This window comes from Chitinophaga sp. Cy-1792 (assembly GCF_011752935.1).
GTDB lineage: Bacteria > Bacteroidota > Bacteroidia > Chitinophagales > Chitinophagaceae > Chitinophaga.
Map to the genome: position 1 here is coordinate 283878 of NZ_VWWO01000002.1, position 15258 is coordinate 299135.

At 44.2% G+C, this 15258-nt stretch carries 14 protein-coding genes; 8 read left to right on the plus strand and 6 right to left on the minus strand.

Annotation, left to right across the window (positions count from 1 at the left end; all coding sequences use genetic code 11):
* Position 1: 1 nt before the first annotated feature.
* The 4 genes from F3J22_RS15525 to F3J22_RS15540 are packed head-to-tail and all read left to right on the plus strand — an operon-like array spanning position 2 to position 4100.
* Entirely contained in the window at positions 2 to 706 is a 705-nt protein-coding gene (locus F3J22_RS15525; protein WP_167018873.1) for an ATP-binding cassette domain-containing protein, read from the plus strand.
* An 18-nt stretch (positions 707 to 724) separates the two neighbouring features.
* Positions 725 to 1366: a hypothetical protein gene (locus tag F3J22_RS15530; RefSeq protein WP_167018874.1), complete on the plus strand. Its 642-nt coding sequence runs from the start codon at positions 725 to 727 to the stop codon at positions 1364 to 1366.
* Between the two features lie 2 nt (positions 1367 to 1368).
* Complete coding sequence (locus F3J22_RS15535; protein ID WP_167018875.1) at positions 1369 to 1884, plus strand: redoxin domain-containing protein; 516 nt, start codon at positions 1369 to 1371, stop codon at positions 1882 to 1884.
* On the plus strand, positions 1881 to 4100 hold the full coding sequence (locus tag F3J22_RS15540; protein WP_167018876.1) for a peptidase domain-containing ABC transporter: 2220 nt from the start codon (positions 1881 to 1883) through the stop codon (positions 4098 to 4100). The genes F3J22_RS15535 and F3J22_RS15540 overlap by 4 nt, the downstream gene beginning before the upstream one ends.
* A 209-nt stretch (positions 4101 to 4309) precedes the next feature.
* On the opposite strand, the gene F3J22_RS15545 is transcribed toward F3J22_RS15540, so the two are convergent.
* Positions 4310 to 4660: a hypothetical protein gene (locus tag F3J22_RS15545; RefSeq protein ID WP_167018877.1), complete on the minus strand. Its 351-nt coding sequence runs from the start codon at positions 4658 to 4660 to the stop codon at positions 4310 to 4312.
* 155 nt (positions 4661 to 4815) lie between these two features.
* Here F3J22_RS15545 and F3J22_RS15550 point away from each other — a divergent pair, with 155 nt between their 5' ends.
* Both F3J22_RS15550 and F3J22_RS15555 read left to right on the plus strand, forming a co-directional pair.
* Positions 4816 to 5463, plus strand: coding sequence for a sigma-70 family RNA polymerase sigma factor (locus F3J22_RS15550; RefSeq protein WP_167018878.1), 648 nt, complete (start codon positions 4816 to 4818; stop codon positions 5461 to 5463).
* A 129-nt stretch (positions 5464 to 5592) separates the two neighbouring features.
* A complete protein-coding gene (locus F3J22_RS15555) occupies positions 5593 to 7326 on the plus strand; it encodes a hypothetical protein (RefSeq protein ID WP_167018879.1) in 1734 nt (577 codons plus the stop codon).
* Positions 7327 to 7382: 56 nt separating this feature from the next.
* Here F3J22_RS15555 and F3J22_RS15560 read toward each other — a convergent pair whose 3' ends face one another.
* Together F3J22_RS15560 and F3J22_RS15565 are read right to left on the minus strand one after the other, a co-directional pair.
* Positions 7383 to 8966, minus strand: a complete 1584-nt coding sequence (locus F3J22_RS15560) for a right-handed parallel beta-helix repeat-containing protein (protein ID WP_167018880.1) — start codon at positions 8964 to 8966, stop codon at positions 7383 to 7385.
* Positions 8967 to 9177: 211 nt separating this feature from the next.
* A complete protein-coding gene (locus F3J22_RS15565) occupies positions 9178 to 10497 on the minus strand; it encodes a serine hydrolase (protein ID WP_205195328.1) in 1320 nt (439 codons plus the stop codon).
* Positions 10498 to 12474: 1977 nt separating this feature from the next.
* Here F3J22_RS15565 and F3J22_RS15570 point away from each other — a divergent pair.
* Positions 12475 to 12702, plus strand: coding sequence for a hypothetical protein (locus F3J22_RS15570; protein ID WP_167018881.1), 228 nt, complete (start codon positions 12475 to 12477; stop codon positions 12700 to 12702).
* 633 nt (positions 12703 to 13335) lie between these two features.
* The gene (locus tag F3J22_RS15575; RefSeq protein WP_167018882.1) at positions 13336 to 13536 is read left to right on the plus strand and encodes a hypothetical protein; all 201 of its coding nucleotides are present in this window, start codon (positions 13336 to 13338) and stop codon (positions 13534 to 13536) included.
* A gap of 442 nt (positions 13537 to 13978) precedes the next feature.
* Here the strand turns inward: F3J22_RS15575 and F3J22_RS15580 are convergent, their stop codons facing one another.
* The 3 genes from F3J22_RS15580 to F3J22_RS15590 form a co-directional block, all read right to left on the minus strand.
* Positions 13979 to 14170 (minus strand): hypothetical protein, encoded by a 192-nt coding sequence (locus tag F3J22_RS15580; RefSeq protein ID WP_167018883.1) that lies wholly within the window; start codon positions 14168 to 14170, stop codon positions 13979 to 13981.
* A gap of 24 nt (positions 14171 to 14194) precedes the next feature.
* A complete protein-coding gene (locus F3J22_RS15585) occupies positions 14195 to 14530 on the minus strand; it encodes a DUF4870 domain-containing protein (RefSeq protein ID WP_167018884.1) in 336 nt (111 codons plus the stop codon).
* Between the two features lie 102 nt (positions 14531 to 14632).
* Positions 14633 to 15256 (minus strand): response regulator transcription factor, encoded by a 624-nt coding sequence (locus F3J22_RS15590; protein WP_167018885.1) that lies wholly within the window; start codon positions 15254 to 15256, stop codon positions 14633 to 14635.
* Positions 15257 to 15258: the final 2 nt, after the last annotated feature.

Below are 15258 nucleotides of genomic sequence, written 5' to 3' on the forward strand. Positions count from 1 at the left end.
TATGATCAACATAAAAGATATATCAAAAAGCTATTCAGGCAGAACGGTATTAAATATAGCATCACTAGATATTCCAGCTGGTCAGGTGCTGGGCATTGTCGGTAATAACGGTGCCGGAAAAACTACGCTGCTACGGACACTCCTGGGGCTGACACAGCCAGACACCGGAGAAGTATTTGTGGAAAAATTAAATACCTGGATAACGGAAGACTGGAAGTCAATGGTGGCCGCCTACCTGGACGAAAATTTTTTAATCGGGTACCTCACTCCGCAGGAATATTTCGACTTTATCATTGCTATATCTGCAACAGACAAGACTTTCCTGGACACAGCCTGGAAATTGATCGAACCATTTACCGATGAATCATTCAAAACAGGTACGAAGTATATACGCGAATTCTCTACCGGAAATAAACATAAAATAGGCATTGTCGGCGCTATGTTAAGAGGTTGTCCGTACCTGGTGCTGGATGAGCCATTTGCCAACCTGGACCCCAGCTCACAGATCAGACTAAAACAAATCCTGCGGCAGATGAATCAGCAACTGGGCATCACCATACTCTTATCCAGTCATGACCTGTTACATGTTGCTGAATTGTGCAGCAGAATTATTTTACTGGAAAATGGAAAGATAATTGAAGATGTGCCAACAGATGCGGACACACTTGCTGAGCTGACAGATTACTTTATGCAACAAGTTAAATAACATTTCCATCCCTATATTATGGATACCCTGAATGCTGCCAACAGATACTTCTACTTTGGGATGATCTGTTTTGTGGCAATGCTTTATGCATTGCTCATCAATATTTACTATTTAAACTATGATATCATCCATCAGACCTACATCACACAACTATCCGATGATAATGTGGCAGCAGTGCTGGAAACAAGCAAAAGATGGGCATGGATATCGCTGCTCTTTCTACCTCTGGTGATAATATCCCGCGTACTTTATACTGCAGTATGCCTGAGCATCGGTGGTATCCTGAAATCCGATGAGGCGGCATTTATGAAGTACTTTAACATCAGCCTTAAAGCTGAAGCCGTCTTCGCACTCATGTTATTGACCAAACTGTTTATCTTCGGATGCATCCGGATGCCGGCAGATCTCATAGAATTGAATATCATCCCCTTTTCGCTTTACGACCTCTTAAAGCAACATCACCTGGAAAAATGGCAGCTATATCCCCTGCAAACGATCAATATCTGGGAGGTTTTTTATGCTTTGCTGCTCGCAAAATTATTGTCGTACAATAATAGCAAACCCTTTCTCTCCAATTTGTTGTTTGTCTGCTGTACCTATGGTGTTGGATTATTGATCTGGTTACTGATCATTGTATTTTTTACTGTATCAATCCAATGACCATGAAGAAAAGTCTCAAAGTAATAATCGCCTTGCTGCTCTTTCTGCTGGTATTGCTGCTATCGTTTAAAATATTTCAGCAGCTGCAGTGGAAGAAAAAGATGACAACGAAATTAAAGGAAATGCCTGCATTCCGCTGCTATACGGTCGATAGTCTTCCTTTTACATCACAGGATATTAACTGGAACGGCCCTACGGTGTTTGTGTTTTACCAGCCGGACTGTGAAAGTTGTAACCAGGAAGCGAAAGATATTCTTCAGCATAAATCCTCACTGGATAGTATTCACCTGCTACTGGTGTCAGACTGTTCTATCCTTGCGATGAAGCAATTTGGTGACAAATACGGTTTTTCTGCTATGAGCGGCATTACCTTGCTGAAAGCAGGCCCGGGAGATATATACCGGTATTTTGGTGTCGTCCTGACGCCTTCTTTCCTTATTTATAATAGCGACAGGCACCTCGTAAACCAATATAACGGCGAAACCAGAATGGACCTTGTTTTAAAAAGCTTATTATGAAAACTGCTTTCCCCAAACGTATTTCCAGTACGTTTACAAAACAGCTAGAGAAAAGCGATTGCGGAGTGGCTTGTTTATTATCGGTGATCCGCTACCATGGCGGTGATCATACACTAAATGAATTACGCCGTAAAAGTGGTACCACCATTAGTGGCACTACTTTGCTGGGAATGCAGCAGGCAGCTACTGCATGTGGTTTTGATGCAGCAGGAGCACGGGGTACGATTGGGGCGCTGGCGGTACAAACAACGCCCGTAATATTACATGTGGAGCTGAAACCAGGAGATCATCATTATGTTGTTTGCTACGGCCCCAATAATGAGGTGGCCAACCCCGGATTTATCATCGGTGATCCGGCAAATGGACTTACCTTACTTTCGCCGGAAACGCTTGAACATTGCTGGAAGTCAAAGGCCTGTCTGACCCTGACTCCCACAGATGGATTTGCTAAAGTGGGTGATGCCAATAAATTGAAACTTGACTGGCTGAAAAAATTACTCATCCCGGATAGTCATTTACTGGGCATTGCCGCCTTGCTGGGAACTGCGGCCGCTACAATGCAAACTGTTATGGCTGTTTTTACGCAGCGACTCATCGATCATATTTTACCGGATAAAAAAGTAAAAGATTTTTTACTGATTACAGGCCTGGTATTAGTTGTGCTGATGATTAAAGAGTTATTGAATTACCTGCGACAGCACCTGCTGTTGATACAAGGGAAAAACTTTAACAGTCGTATCATCCATGTGTTTTACGGTAACCTGTTGTTCCTCAAAAAATATTTTTTTGATAGCAGAAAGATTGGTGAACTGGTGTCCAGGCTGAACGACACCACCCGCATTCAGCAGGTGGTGAACCAGGTTGCTGCTGTAACTATCATCGATGTAATTGTTGTAGTCGTTTTTACGATCTTTCTGTTTTTCTACTCCATCATAGTTGGATTGATGGCGCTGGTCTTTGTTCCTGTCTATTTCTACCTGATCAGGTATTATTATAAACCTGTCAGCAGGGCCCAGCAGCATGTTATGCAGGATTATGCACAGAGTGAGAGCTTCTATATTTCTACTTTGTCGGGGGTGGAAGCCATCAAGAATTTCGGGAAAGAGCCATTATTTACAGCGCTCAACCAGCAGGTATATACCAACTATCAGGATAGTGTTTTTCGGCTCGGCGGTATTCGTATCAGGCTTGGTTTTCTGGCCAATACCGCAGGTATACTTTTCCTTATTGCCGTAATTCTCTTTACCGGCATGGGGGTGATGAACGGCCATATCAGAATGGGGGAGTTAATGGCTATCCTCGGAGGCGCCAGTATATTATTGCCGGCTGTGGCTGATCTGGCGTTGGCGTCTATTTCTTTTAATGAAGCGGTAGTCGCATTCAACAGAATGTTCGAATTTTTGACGGTTGAAAAAGAAAAGCTCCACCATGATCAGCTAGTGCCATATGCACAGCCACCCTTTGCATTGTTACAGGTAAAGGCACTTTCCTTCCGTTTTCCGGGACGGAGCTTATTGTTAAAAGCTGTGTCGCTGGAAGTCCGTAAAGGTGAAATTATCGCTGTTACCGGCGAAAGTGGCTGTGGTAAAAGTACATTGCTGCAATTACTGCAGGGATTTTATACGCCGGAAAATGGAGCTGTTATCATTAATGAAGCTATGAATTTACAGGATTTTCCATTGGGGCAATGGCGTAAAATCATTACAGTTGTGCCTCAGCAGGTACATATTTTTAATGGTAGCATTTTGGATAATGTCACTCTGAATGATGCCGCCAGCTCGCCTGAAGAGGTAATGTTATTTTTGAATAATAATGGCCTGACAACATTTTTTAACGACTTACCTCATGCCTGGTATACCATGGTGGGGGAAGAGGGGGTTAACCTCTCCGGCGGACAGCGCCAGATGATCGGACTGGCCCGTGCGCTTTTCCATCAGCCGGAATTGCTGATACTGGATGAGGTCACCGCCGCCATGGATCGGAATACAGAGAAGATGGTGATTGACCTGCTCCTCCGGTTAAAAGAAAAGATGGGTATTATCTTTATAACACACAGGCTACATTTGTTACAGACATTCAGCGACAGAACCTACATCCTTGAGAATGGGGAAACGGTTCACTATGGCGCCCATTCCCATCTTTTAACGACCTCCAATCTTTATAGTAATTACTGGAAAGATTTCTATGCTAACATGACAGATAATAGCCAGGGATAACGTCTTCAGGTGAGATCAGGATATAGAAATAAAAGCCCCTGCGGGAATCTCCTTCCTGCATTTCCTGGTTAAATAAATATTTATAGAGATCCGATGTTGACTATGCTGGCATTCTCTAATCGTCCTGAACTAAGCTACGACAGTAACATTTATCTTCACACGTTCGCGCTATATGGTTTTGTGTCTTTATGGTTTCCCGGAAATAAGCCTCAGCTGGCGCGTAACTGTCCGTAAGCTATTTCAGTATGGCTGGCGCCTTGCTCTTCTGTCCATTTGGTGAACATAATGAACTGAACGAATTCCAGGAACTCGTAATCTTCTACCAGGGAATCTGTGGTAATGCCTTCCGGACAGGCGCTATTGGTGGCACGTGCCCGTTCAAAGAGGTGTAGCTTACCCTCGAAAATTCTGGTCAGTGATTTTACTAAAAAGGGTAACGTAGCAAAAGGTTCCTGTATAATACGCTGGCCCTTCCCGGTCTGTTTTAGTTCCTGTACGCGTTGGTGCGTCAGTTTTGGCAATGATAGGGCATCTTGATGCAAATGTTGTGATACACTCATTTTACTCGTTTGTGCGTTTTTTCAGTCATTCAGGTTAATATTCAGGGGTTTACAAGCCCCTTATATTTGATTAGAGTGCGGGTTTTAAAAAAGGTTACAAAAATTTCCAGGTTTTTGTAACTTATTTTCATCTTAACCATCTAATAACCTACTGAATGACTATTACTCAACCTGTTGAAACGCTAACCGACAATGAACTTATCGCCAGGGTACTGGCAGGAGAGAAGCGCCTCTACGAACAACTGATGCGCCGCCATAATACAAGCCTGTTCCGGCTTGGAATGTCTTTCCTGAATAACGACATGGATGTAGAGGACGTTATGCAAATCACCTACATCAATGCCTACCAGCACCTGGACAAATTCCGGCAGGAAGCCGCTTTTGGGACCTGGCTCAAAAGAATCCTGATCAACGAGTGTCACCAGCACCTGAAGAAAGGAAACAGAATGCCCAGTGAAGATATTTCAGCTGTAACGGAGCGTCAGGATAAAACCAAAGCTACCCCCGTGGATACAGTTATTAACAAGGAATTAGGTAAAGTACTGGAACAGGCCCTCCTCAGCATACCGGAGAAATACCGGTCTGTTTTCGTGCTGCGGGAAATTGAACAACTCAACGTAGCCGAAACCAGTAAAGTACTGGAGATCTCCCGGGTAAACGTAAAAGTTCGCCAGATCAGGGCCAAAATAATGTTACGCGAACATATCAGCAACTTCTACAAAAATGATGTGGTGTTTCCATTCCACCTCATCCGCTGCGATAGAATCGTATACGGTGTACTTGATAAATTGGAGATTAAATGATGATTGTTCCGGATACCGGAAACGGCTTTACGCTTTCTGTAGAAAATACTTTATAACCTCACCAGACAACCTGCGCGTAACGCAGGTTGTCTGGTTGATACCCAATAACAACCCAACCTGAATGCCATCATGATGACCCGTTTAATCCTATACAGGCATATCTTCATAACCTGTGCTGTTATCCTGACAGCCGCCGCCTGTAAAACACCTGTACCAGTAGCCTATGATCCACCGAATGTCATCCCGGTGAATGGCAAGTACATGGTTCGCATATATCCGGATAGCCTGCAGCTGACCGTTTTCGGGGATTACCACCTGTATGCGCCCGGCGCAGCCGCCAGGAAATCTTTTGAAAAAGAATGTCGCCAGTCCCGTAAACTGAGCCGGCATATTATTTGCTGGGGCAAAACATTCGTATCTCAATACCTGAGCGTTTACCTGCTCGCCGGAGATAGCAGCAAAATTGAACTCAAAGAGAAAAATATCGTCCACGAATCCAATGATGTGTTGTTTGCAGACGGAGTAAAAATTATCGAAAGATTTACCGGTAACAATCGCGGGGATATCATCGCCCAGTATACTTTTAAGGGAAAAAGAGCCTATAATCTTGTATTCAGACTAAACTACGCTTCCGCCTATACGCCGGAAGACGGCCACCATACACAGGAATTTATCAAAACGAGTTTCTTAAACGAGACAAGGGCTATTATTAAAACCCTGCTGCTGCAAATTCCTGATCTGGGCTTCAATGCTTTCGAACTGGAAACTTTTGGCGTAAAAGGAAATCCTTATGTGGTGGAGCTCCAGGGGATGCAGGAAGCGGCTGCCTATCTCCCCAAAAACCTCACCCTCAACGAAAGAAATTATTTATATCAGCACCTGGCTACCAGGTACACCTTCCTGGAAGAAGGCAAGCAGGCGGTTGAGCTATATAGAAAACTGCCCGGGTGGGCATTTACAAAGATTCCCCAAGACAGCGGCTATACGACTATCCCTGCAAAGGATTATATCCTTCAGCGGGCAAAGGAAGTACCTGCCCTGTTTTTTAATGAGGTACATGTAGATGTCAGAACACGGATATTTTTACAGTCCCTTTTACCAGACCTGAAAAAGCTGGGCTACACGAAATTAGCCATGGAAACATATCATGATGATCATATCCACGATCTGCCGTCCTCCACTTCGGGCTACTATACCAGGGATCCGCTGTACGCCAATCTCGTGCGTACCGCCATTGAAAATGGGTTTACACTGATAGCCTATGAAGATGAAGGTGATTATGTAAATTGGAACAAAAGAGACTCCATGCAGGCAACCAACCTGATTAATGCCCTGGCCAAAACGAAAGATACCGGCAAAGTGGTACTGCTGGGCGGACATTCACACATCCACAAATATACCGGTAAGCCAACGCAGATTACTTTGGCGATGTATTACCAGCAGTTCACACATACCGTTCCGTATTGCATCGATGCCGAAGACGGCAACAGAATGAAGATCGACTGGGCCGGCAGCACTGCACCTTTCCTGTTACTGAAAAATGACAGCCTGGTCAATAGCAGGCCGGAACGCTACGACCTCCAGGTACATTACCCCGATGCCATGCTGGAACCGGATAGCAGCCACCAGGCAAAAATAAATCTCGCAGATTATCACATCAAACCGGCAGATTCTTCTCTACTTCTCCTATATAACTTTAACGAATACACGCGCATGAAGGATATTGATAAACTGCTTGCCGTGTACGTGCACTTTCCGGCAGCACCGGTGTTTAATGTAAATCTCCCCACCGGAAAATACCTGCTGGCGATATATAACCGTAACGACACGCTGCCCATTACCAAAGAAATAAACATACCTTAATAAAAAGTGCCGCAGAACTGTATACCAGCCCTGCGGCACTACATGTCATCTTTTGTTTAATGCTTTTCTGCTGCTCCTGCTGCCGGCGCCAGCGTTGATGACACCAGCTCCCCGAAGAAATCCCTGCCGCCATTATTAGCCAGTACCATGCCTGCGCCTATGGCCGGAGAACCTGCCATCAGCTTATAACCGCTCACGGTATTCATGCCGCTGCCGCCAGTACCTGCTGCCACCAGCATAGGATTGGTAGCATGTCCGTTGCTGTCGCTGGCAGCCGCCGCCCCCGGATAGTAGAAGTTGTGGTCGTAGACGATATTCGCCTGATCGTCGAACTGTAGCTGCGGAGAATAGAAAATGTTATTACGGAATGCCAGCCCCGGATGCACCCCGGTGCCACCGGCCCTGTCCAGCACACCTACCTTGATATCATTGTAGAAAGTATTGTTGTAGATGTAGATAGGCACCACTTTGCCATTGGGATGTTCATGCAGTTCGAATACCCTGTTTTCAAAGCCATTCCCATCGTTCTGGCTGATATTGTACCTGACAATGCCATAGGTGAAGTCGGGCCCGGGATCGCCCATATGCAGAAAGAAGCCGCCTTCATTATCATGCGAATAATTATACTGTATGATGGTATACCCCGGACTGCTCAGGTCAATATCAAAGGCTTCCGAATCCATAGAGGCATAAGGCACCGGATTGGTCAGCCGCGTATAGGCTACCTCGTTATGCTGAATGGTCATATTTTTACCCCTGCCCCATAGTCCCGCCAGTACGATATTCATGTTTACACCCAGGTTGTTGGCCCCGGCATTCAATACCCGGTTTTCTTCTATCAGCACATTTTTGCAGGTATATACAATAATCCCTTCCAGCGCCGTATAGTTGATGACGTTATTCCGGATAACAATATTGTTATTGTAGAAAGCCGTATCCTTGTTGCTGCCATCACCCATGAGGATGCCCCTGGAGGAACAGCGTTCCAGGCTGTTGCCTTCTATCAGCAGACTATCAAAATTAGCCTGTGCTGCATTGGAGCGCACGAAAATACCACCCTGCATGTGCCGGTTGGTGATGGGCATACCTTCTACATCATGGATATAATTGTTTTTAATGGCGATACCGGGATAAACGCCGTTGGTAGCCAATGCTACATAGATGCCACACAAAGAGATGTCCGGCGGCCGCACTGCCCGCGGATGGCTGATGTCAAAATTTTCGAAAGTCAGGTACTTCGCATCCTGGATCAGCACCGCAGATAAGGTGGTGTTGTTACCCGTGATCTGCGGGTTGTTGCCGGAACCATAAGCTCCGAAGGTAATGCGGGCATTGCTGTTGCCGGCGCTTTTGATGATCAGGCTACCACTCCAGGAACCGCCCCTTTTAAATAATACAGAATCGCCGGGCTGGAAAGTGGTGGCATTTACTTTAGCCAGCGTTTTCCAGGCCGTAGCCGGTGTTTTGCCATCGAGGGAATCGGTGCCGTTGTTGTCGATGTAATACCTGTTGGTGGTTACTACAGTACCTGTGTCGCCGTGTGGATAGGGCAGGATAATGCGTGCTTTGATACAGGAGGTCAGTAGCCCGACCTGTAATAGCATTAGGCCGGGAAGAAAGGTCTTCATTGTTTTTTTCATATGTGGATATTTAAAAGTGGAATTATTCCAAATCTAAACGCACACATATTGGATGACAAATGGAAACGCCTATAAAGTGCGTACAAAGCCGGAACAAAGTCGGAACAAAATGTAAGTAATTAAAATCCATTTAGATAGCTACGCAATATGCCCCACGCGGAGCATGGGGCATATGCAAAATCAAACGAAATATTCTTGTATATATCAAATGCTATTCTTTCACGTAAATATATTCTTTGCCTCCCTGCTTAAGTATCATCTGTTTCTTCGCTGCGTCAAACTCCAGCACGATGCCGGCCATATCAAAATGGAAGGTGGTGGCAGAAACGGCTTCCAGCATAAATGGCTGCTGGCCGCTGGCTTGGGCTAACAGCCTGGTACCTTGTCGGCTTACCTGGATTTTTAAAGGGAGGGCGGTACTGGTATAATTGCCGGTATACTGGTCCAGTGTGGCAACGGCAGGCGTAAAGCTGGTGAAGGTAGGGATGTTGAAGTCGCGGTTGTAATAGCAACTTAAAGCGCATAGGAGGATGTCGTTGTTGGGATAGTCGACACCGTTACCCTCGATGGCAACAGATAGCTTTTCGTCCGGGAAATAATATACCGCCGACTGAAAGCCATCCACGCCGCCCGTATGTCCGTAACCGTATTTTTCGAAATAGGGCACCTGGATCATACCGATGCCGAACTTGTCATGCATGACCATCATCGTATCCAGGGTATTTTTAGAAACGATGCTGCCATTGAAAAGTTTTTCTATAAAGATGGTCAGGTCGGTAGGGGTGGACACCAGTGCACCTGCTCCCTGTGTGATGGTGGACGATGTTTCCGGGGCCAGGGTCCATTTGTCGTTATGGAAATAGGAGTAGCATTCGTTATTGGCGGTGTTGATTTTACCGCCGAAGTAGGTGTTTTTTAATCCCTGTGGCTGGGCAATCCTTGTTTGGAGCAGTTCCGCATAGGGTTTGCCGTATAGCTTTTCGAGGATAAAGGTGAGGATGACGTAGTTGGAATTACTGTATTCCAGTTTGGTGCCGGGCTCAAAGTCGCTCGGTGATGCGGTAATCAGCTGCATCATTTCCTTTTCTGTTTTGGGCTGGGTATAGTAGGTCCAGTAGATGGAATCGTTGGTGAAGTTGTGGATGCCGCTGCGATGGGTCAGCAGTTCGCGGATGTTTATTTTCCCGGCATTGGGTATTTGCGGGTAGTATTTGTCCAGTGTTTGGGCGAGTGTTATTTTCTTTTCTTCAACGGCGCGCATGATCAGGGCTGCTGTAAACATTTTGGAGATGGAGCCGATGCGGTAGCGGGTATCTGTGGTGGCTTGTTTGCTGGTAGCAATATCGCTGTAGCCGATGGCGCGGGAATATAGCAGGTGGCCGTTCTGTGAAACGGCGATGCTGCCCATGTATTTGTCTTTCTGTTCCAGGATGTTCAGGAGCATGTCTATGCGTTGGGTGTTGAATGTCTGGCCGAAGGAGCTGACGGAAGCTGCAGTAAGCATACAGAGGGTGATAATTTTTTTGATCATAGTAAACGGGTATGAGGATTTTTTACAGGTGCTGATAGAAGCAAATGTAATACCATAAAAGAATACCTGGGGAGGGTAGAGCGGCTTAGGTAGAGATTGTATTTATTGTTAATATATATGTAGGTATAGCGTGAGACTTTAGCGGGATGGTAATAACGCGGCAGACTAAACGAATCTTCGGGGGCTGCAAAAGTATACAGCAATGGCGTTGTTAATGTACCACCACTGCTGTACTTTGATTCAAACGATAAATCGTGCTGCAAAGTAGTGCAATGCCGGAAAAGTTTTGTTAGGCATCCGTTAAGCATTGGTTAATCCGATGACGGTAGTCGAATGGGGGAATTTAACGACGGGAGTTATAACAACAAAAATGGTGGTGTTTCCCCACACCACCATTTTGCATTTGTAGATTTTTGGAAGGTGCCTCATTATCACCTTCCTTGGTATTTCCTCTTGCATTACAAATATAGGGGAGCCTGCAAATAGAAATTGTTAGCCGCTCGTTATTCTCCGGTGAATTTTGGAGTAGTTGAAGCGTGATACAACCATGCGTTAACGGGCTATAGTAGCCACTTTGAAAATGACTGGTGCCAACGTTTAAAAGATGCTGTTGAAAAGGTATTTTTTTTAGAGAAAGCAGTGGCTGGAAGCAGGGGCGTATGATGAAGGAGCTGAAATAAAAAAGGCCAGTCTCTAGACAGAGAGGCCCGTTCCTCCTAAAGTTTGTTAACCCGCAACTAAAGTAAGACAGTAAAGGCAGCGGTGGTGTTAACCTTTGGTTATTCTGCCGGATTGGTGTTTTGCGTTACAATTAGCCATGATGGCCTAAGTAAGTGGAGTATGATAAGGAATAGGAGGAGGAACGTGCAGCTGTTTGTATAAAAACAAAAAGGATCCAGCGTAGGATCCTTTATTGTTTAAACGAGAGACCCTTCTATAGATATAGTGGTCAATACTGGTTAACCCAGATTAAATGTACTTCAATTCTTTTATTGGAATTGTTAGGCAGTTGTTATTCATTGAGAATTGTGTCGGTTTATGGGAGTCCAGGAAAACGCCCGGGTAGGTGGTGATGAAAGTGATTGTTGTTAAAATTAGTGGCCCTGCTATAGAGATAGCGGCCATTATTGGTTAACCCTTATTAATTTCATTATAAATACCCATTATGAATCCAGATTAATATGGTGAGCGCCAGGCGCTGAAAATAGCTATTGTGCCACTATTCCGCAGATGCCAGTTGCAGGAAATTACTCATCCTGCAACTGAACAAAACGGATTGGAAAACAGAATAGTTGATCATTTATATTAACGTTTTCCGGATATGGTTTGGATTTACAGCATAGCAGCTGTTGCTGGTTTTGTAAGATAAATTTCGTATAGCCGTTACTGGTAGTTGCTGACGGGGCTGTAATCAACAAAGGCCGCCTCCAGCTAGTGGAGACGGCCTTTTGTATGTTTGTACGAATCGACCACTATAGAGATAGCAATCATATTTAAAACCTAACCTTGAAATTAAAGGTTAGAACGGAATAAGCATGTTAAACGGATGTTATTCAACAAGGAGGTGCCTGAGAATGCAGTTATACAAAACCAGGCGCAGTACTGTATATGACGCAGATACCGGTACATTGCCTAAACTGCCTGGTTTTTTAAAAAAAGGTTTTACCGAAAGAAGCCAAACTATAGACATAGTAGCTAGTCACTGTTAACGCTGATATTAATAGAGGATTGATTAGAAGACTGATCTAAGGCTTGTTGATATATGTTTAAAAAATAGTAGTGCTGAAGATAGTACGATAGCTATAGCAATACCATTTCCATTAATTATGGATTGATGATACAACAGCTGACAAGAGAATAGCATTGTATAGAAGGTAGATACGGAGCGGAGATAGATATTGGATTTTCAACAGGACATTTTTTTACTGGATCCTTTTTATTCACTCAACTGCTTTAAAATAGCCTTAATTCTTGTTTATGAAAGAAACCCCCACCCCAGACTACAAAACGCTGTACGAAGAGTCACTATTACGTATCAGGGCTCTGAAGCGCGAGCTCTGGCAATTACAATATATTACCCTGGGCTCCAGGATACTGGATATACCAAATGGTGTAGACATTATGGAAGAAATTACCGGAAAAACTACTTCGGAGTTTGAGCAGGAATGGCAGGATGAAACCGGCCCGGAGGAAGATCCGGCATAATGCCTGGCCTGCATGCCAACAGAAGAAAAGAAATTAACAGCAGCGTCCCCTGCACTTCCTGTGATAAGGTGATTTTAAAAACTGTATAAAAGCTATGAAGGCTTGCAGTTTGCTGCTTTGGTGTATGTAGTTTCTAAATAAGAAAGGACTGCGGGTACAGTCCTTTTCTTTATGTATTAAAGCTGCCCTGAAAAATCTGATGCTATACTCATGTTTCAATACAAGGGTAAAAATGATTTCCTTTCCGCAAATGTTCTGCCCCTTTTTTTAATATTTTTTCTGCTTAAATGCCCGTTGCTAAAGTATCCAACAAAAAAGTAACCGGCACGAATATATAACCCTACTATAGACATAGTGGTTAGTTACTTAAAATGTTGATTTATAAATGGACAATCTTATGCATGTTAATCAATCGTTAATCCAGGTTTACTGGTTACCCGATTCTGGTACACACCATATAAAATACACTCTCTTTTTTATATGGCTGCCTGCAAGTGCAGTAAATAATGTAAAACAAAAGCTCAAGAGGTAAATACGTGTATCATGCACTGATTGGATTTAATAACAGCAATTTTTTTTGTAGCAACGTTTATTAATCACCAAAATTCTATACTCATTATTTAAATCAATTTTATGCAAGAGCCCTCCAAAAAGGATTACAAGAATGTATGCCAGACACACCAGGAAAGAATTGCTCACCTGAAATATGAATTTTACAGAATGTACTTCAAGGCGAAAGGATTTGAAAACGTTGATTTCATCGTCCATCCCAGCGAGTTCATTATCCCGGCCACTCCCACCAGCATACTGCAGGAGCCTGGCCAGACAAAATAGGCCCTTAATTTACAGTATAGTTGTTTTATTACCAGCGCTTAAAAAACAGGACCCTAAAGGTCCTGTTTTTGTTTAATAAGATGTTTTGAACTGTTACATGAAAGGCTTGCCTGGAAAGGAATTGCCCGATACTTTTCTTCAGCCAGGTACCAAAGCTCGTGTACTTACACGATATAAAATGTCAGGCAGTTGTTATACCTCAGCGAAGTTATTTTGAGTTATGCAGCTGTCGCATCCCACCCTGAATTATTACACTACGTATCTGCTTCTCCGTTATTGTCTGTATGACTTAGCTTCACCTTGTATCCCGGAAATCAATAAGGGCCCGCTTCCAACGAAGCAGGCCCTTACTCATGGTTTCCAACGGAGATATAGTGCTGATATGTCGTTTATATAATAAAGCTGGTAATTACTCGTATCATCACTTGTCTAGTAACTGTACTTAAGTGTTCCTGGTTTTTGCACTGAGCAGGTACAAGGCAGAACCAAATATTAACAGTCCTATCTTGATACCCCATGCTACCGCATCTCCCCAATTATAGATCCAGATCAGTATTTTGGGTACGTAGTTGAAAAAACCGGCTACAATGGACAAAAGGCCAATGATAACGAAGAATGATCCTATCTTTTGCATATTTGGAAAGAATAATGAAACAGGTTAAGCATTAACATTGAGGAAAGCAAACTGGTTTTCAAACATAGCGCCAATCACAGGTACAGGCTTCTTCTGCTCTTTTGCTGCAGTAAGAATTCCCAGTATCCACAACACCATCACAGCAAGGTTGGCATAGGCTACTACAGACAAGGCAGGGATAATGCTGATCACCACACTGGTGGCTACACCGAGCAGCAGGCCTATGATAGCAAGGCCCAGACTCTGCTTCAGGTGGTATATTACAAACGGGTCGCGTTCTTTATCTTTATACTGAAAATAGGCAATCACCCATCCAATGATAGTGATATAGGAGATGATGGCGAGTGTTTTCTTATCCATGCTGTTTTCTTTTAGTGTGTTATAATTTCGTTTTGTTATCACAAAGCTACAACCACCGGAAAGGGTTTCTTATCCCTGAAAACAGCTAATTTTTCTCCCTGGTTAAATCAATCCATATTGCGTAGCCAGCTTGATCACCGCCGTCATGGTGCTTACATCAAACTTTTCAATCAGGTTCTTACGATGACTCTCCACTGTATGCGGACTAATAAACAACTGCTCCGCAATCTGCGTAGTAGTAAGGCCTTTGCTCACCAGGCCCATGATCTCTTTTTCACGGCGGGTGATCTTTGGTATATCGGTTAGTTCTCCTTCCTGTACCTGGCTCACAATATCCCTGGCAGCATTACAGAGATAGGTGGTGCCACTGAGTGCCGTATTGATAGCAGTGATGATCTCGTCGCCCACGGAGTTCTTCAATACATAGCCATTGGCGCCGCTGTTAAGCACATTCTTGATAACAGGTCTTTCGTTATGTACGCTGAGCGCAATAATGCGTACGTCTTTATCATGCTTCCTCACCTGCTGACATAAATCAATACCACTGATGTCCGGCAGGTTGATGTCCAGCAGCACTACATCCGGCTGTAGCTCCGCAATGCCTTCCAGTCCTGCCTTGCCGTTGCTGAAGCAACCGGTGACGATCAGGTCTTCATGCCGGGAAATGAGGTTTTTCAGGCCTTCCATTACTATCGGGTGGTCATCTATCAATACTACTTTTATCATAA

What these genes read in the sequence shown, in the direction of transcription:
- F3J22_RS15525 (WP_167018873.1), top strand. Translation starts at nt 2, where the DNA reads ATGATCAACATAAAAGATATATCAAAAAGCTATTCAGGCAGAACGGTA.
- F3J22_RS15530 (WP_167018874.1), top strand. Translation starts at nt 725, where the DNA reads ATGGATACCCTGAATGCTGCCAACAGATACTTCTACTTTGGGATGATC.
- F3J22_RS15535 (WP_167018875.1), top strand. Translation starts at nt 1,369, where the DNA reads ATGAAGAAAAGTCTCAAAGTAATAATCGCCTTGCTGCTCTTTCTGCTG.
- F3J22_RS15540 (WP_167018876.1), top strand. Translation starts at nt 1,881, where the DNA reads ATGAAAACTGCTTTCCCCAAACGTATTTCCAGTACGTTTACAAAACAG.
- F3J22_RS15545 (WP_167018877.1), bottom strand. Translation starts at nt 4,660, where the DNA reads ATGAGTGTATCACAACATTTGCATCAAGATGCCCTATCATTGCCAAAA.
- F3J22_RS15550 (WP_167018878.1), top strand. Translation starts at nt 4,816, where the DNA reads ATGACTATTACTCAACCTGTTGAAACGCTAACCGACAATGAACTTATC.
- F3J22_RS15555 (WP_167018879.1), top strand. Translation starts at nt 5,593, where the DNA reads ATGATGACCCGTTTAATCCTATACAGGCATATCTTCATAACCTGTGCT.
- F3J22_RS15560 (WP_167018880.1), bottom strand. Translation starts at nt 8,966, where the DNA reads ATGAAAAAAACAATGAAGACCTTTCTTCCCGGCCTAATGCTATTACAG.
- F3J22_RS15565 (WP_205195328.1), bottom strand. Translation starts at nt 10,497, where the DNA reads ATGATCAAAAAAATTATCACCCTCTGTATGCTTACTGCAGCTTCCGTC.
- F3J22_RS15570 (WP_167018881.1), top strand. Translation starts at nt 12,475, where the DNA reads ATGAAAGAAACCCCCACCCCAGACTACAAAACGCTGTACGAAGAGTCA.
- F3J22_RS15575 (WP_167018882.1), top strand. Translation starts at nt 13,336, where the DNA reads ATGCAAGAGCCCTCCAAAAAGGATTACAAGAATGTATGCCAGACACAC.
- F3J22_RS15580 (WP_167018883.1), bottom strand. Translation starts at nt 14,170, where the DNA reads ATGCAAAAGATAGGATCATTCTTCGTTATCATTGGCCTTTTGTCCATT.
- F3J22_RS15585 (WP_167018884.1), bottom strand. Translation starts at nt 14,530, where the DNA reads ATGGATAAGAAAACACTCGCCATCATCTCCTATATCACTATCATTGGA.
- F3J22_RS15590 (WP_167018885.1), bottom strand. Translation starts at nt 15,256, where the DNA reads ATGATAAAAGTAGTATTGATAGATGACCACCCGATAGTAATGGAAGGC.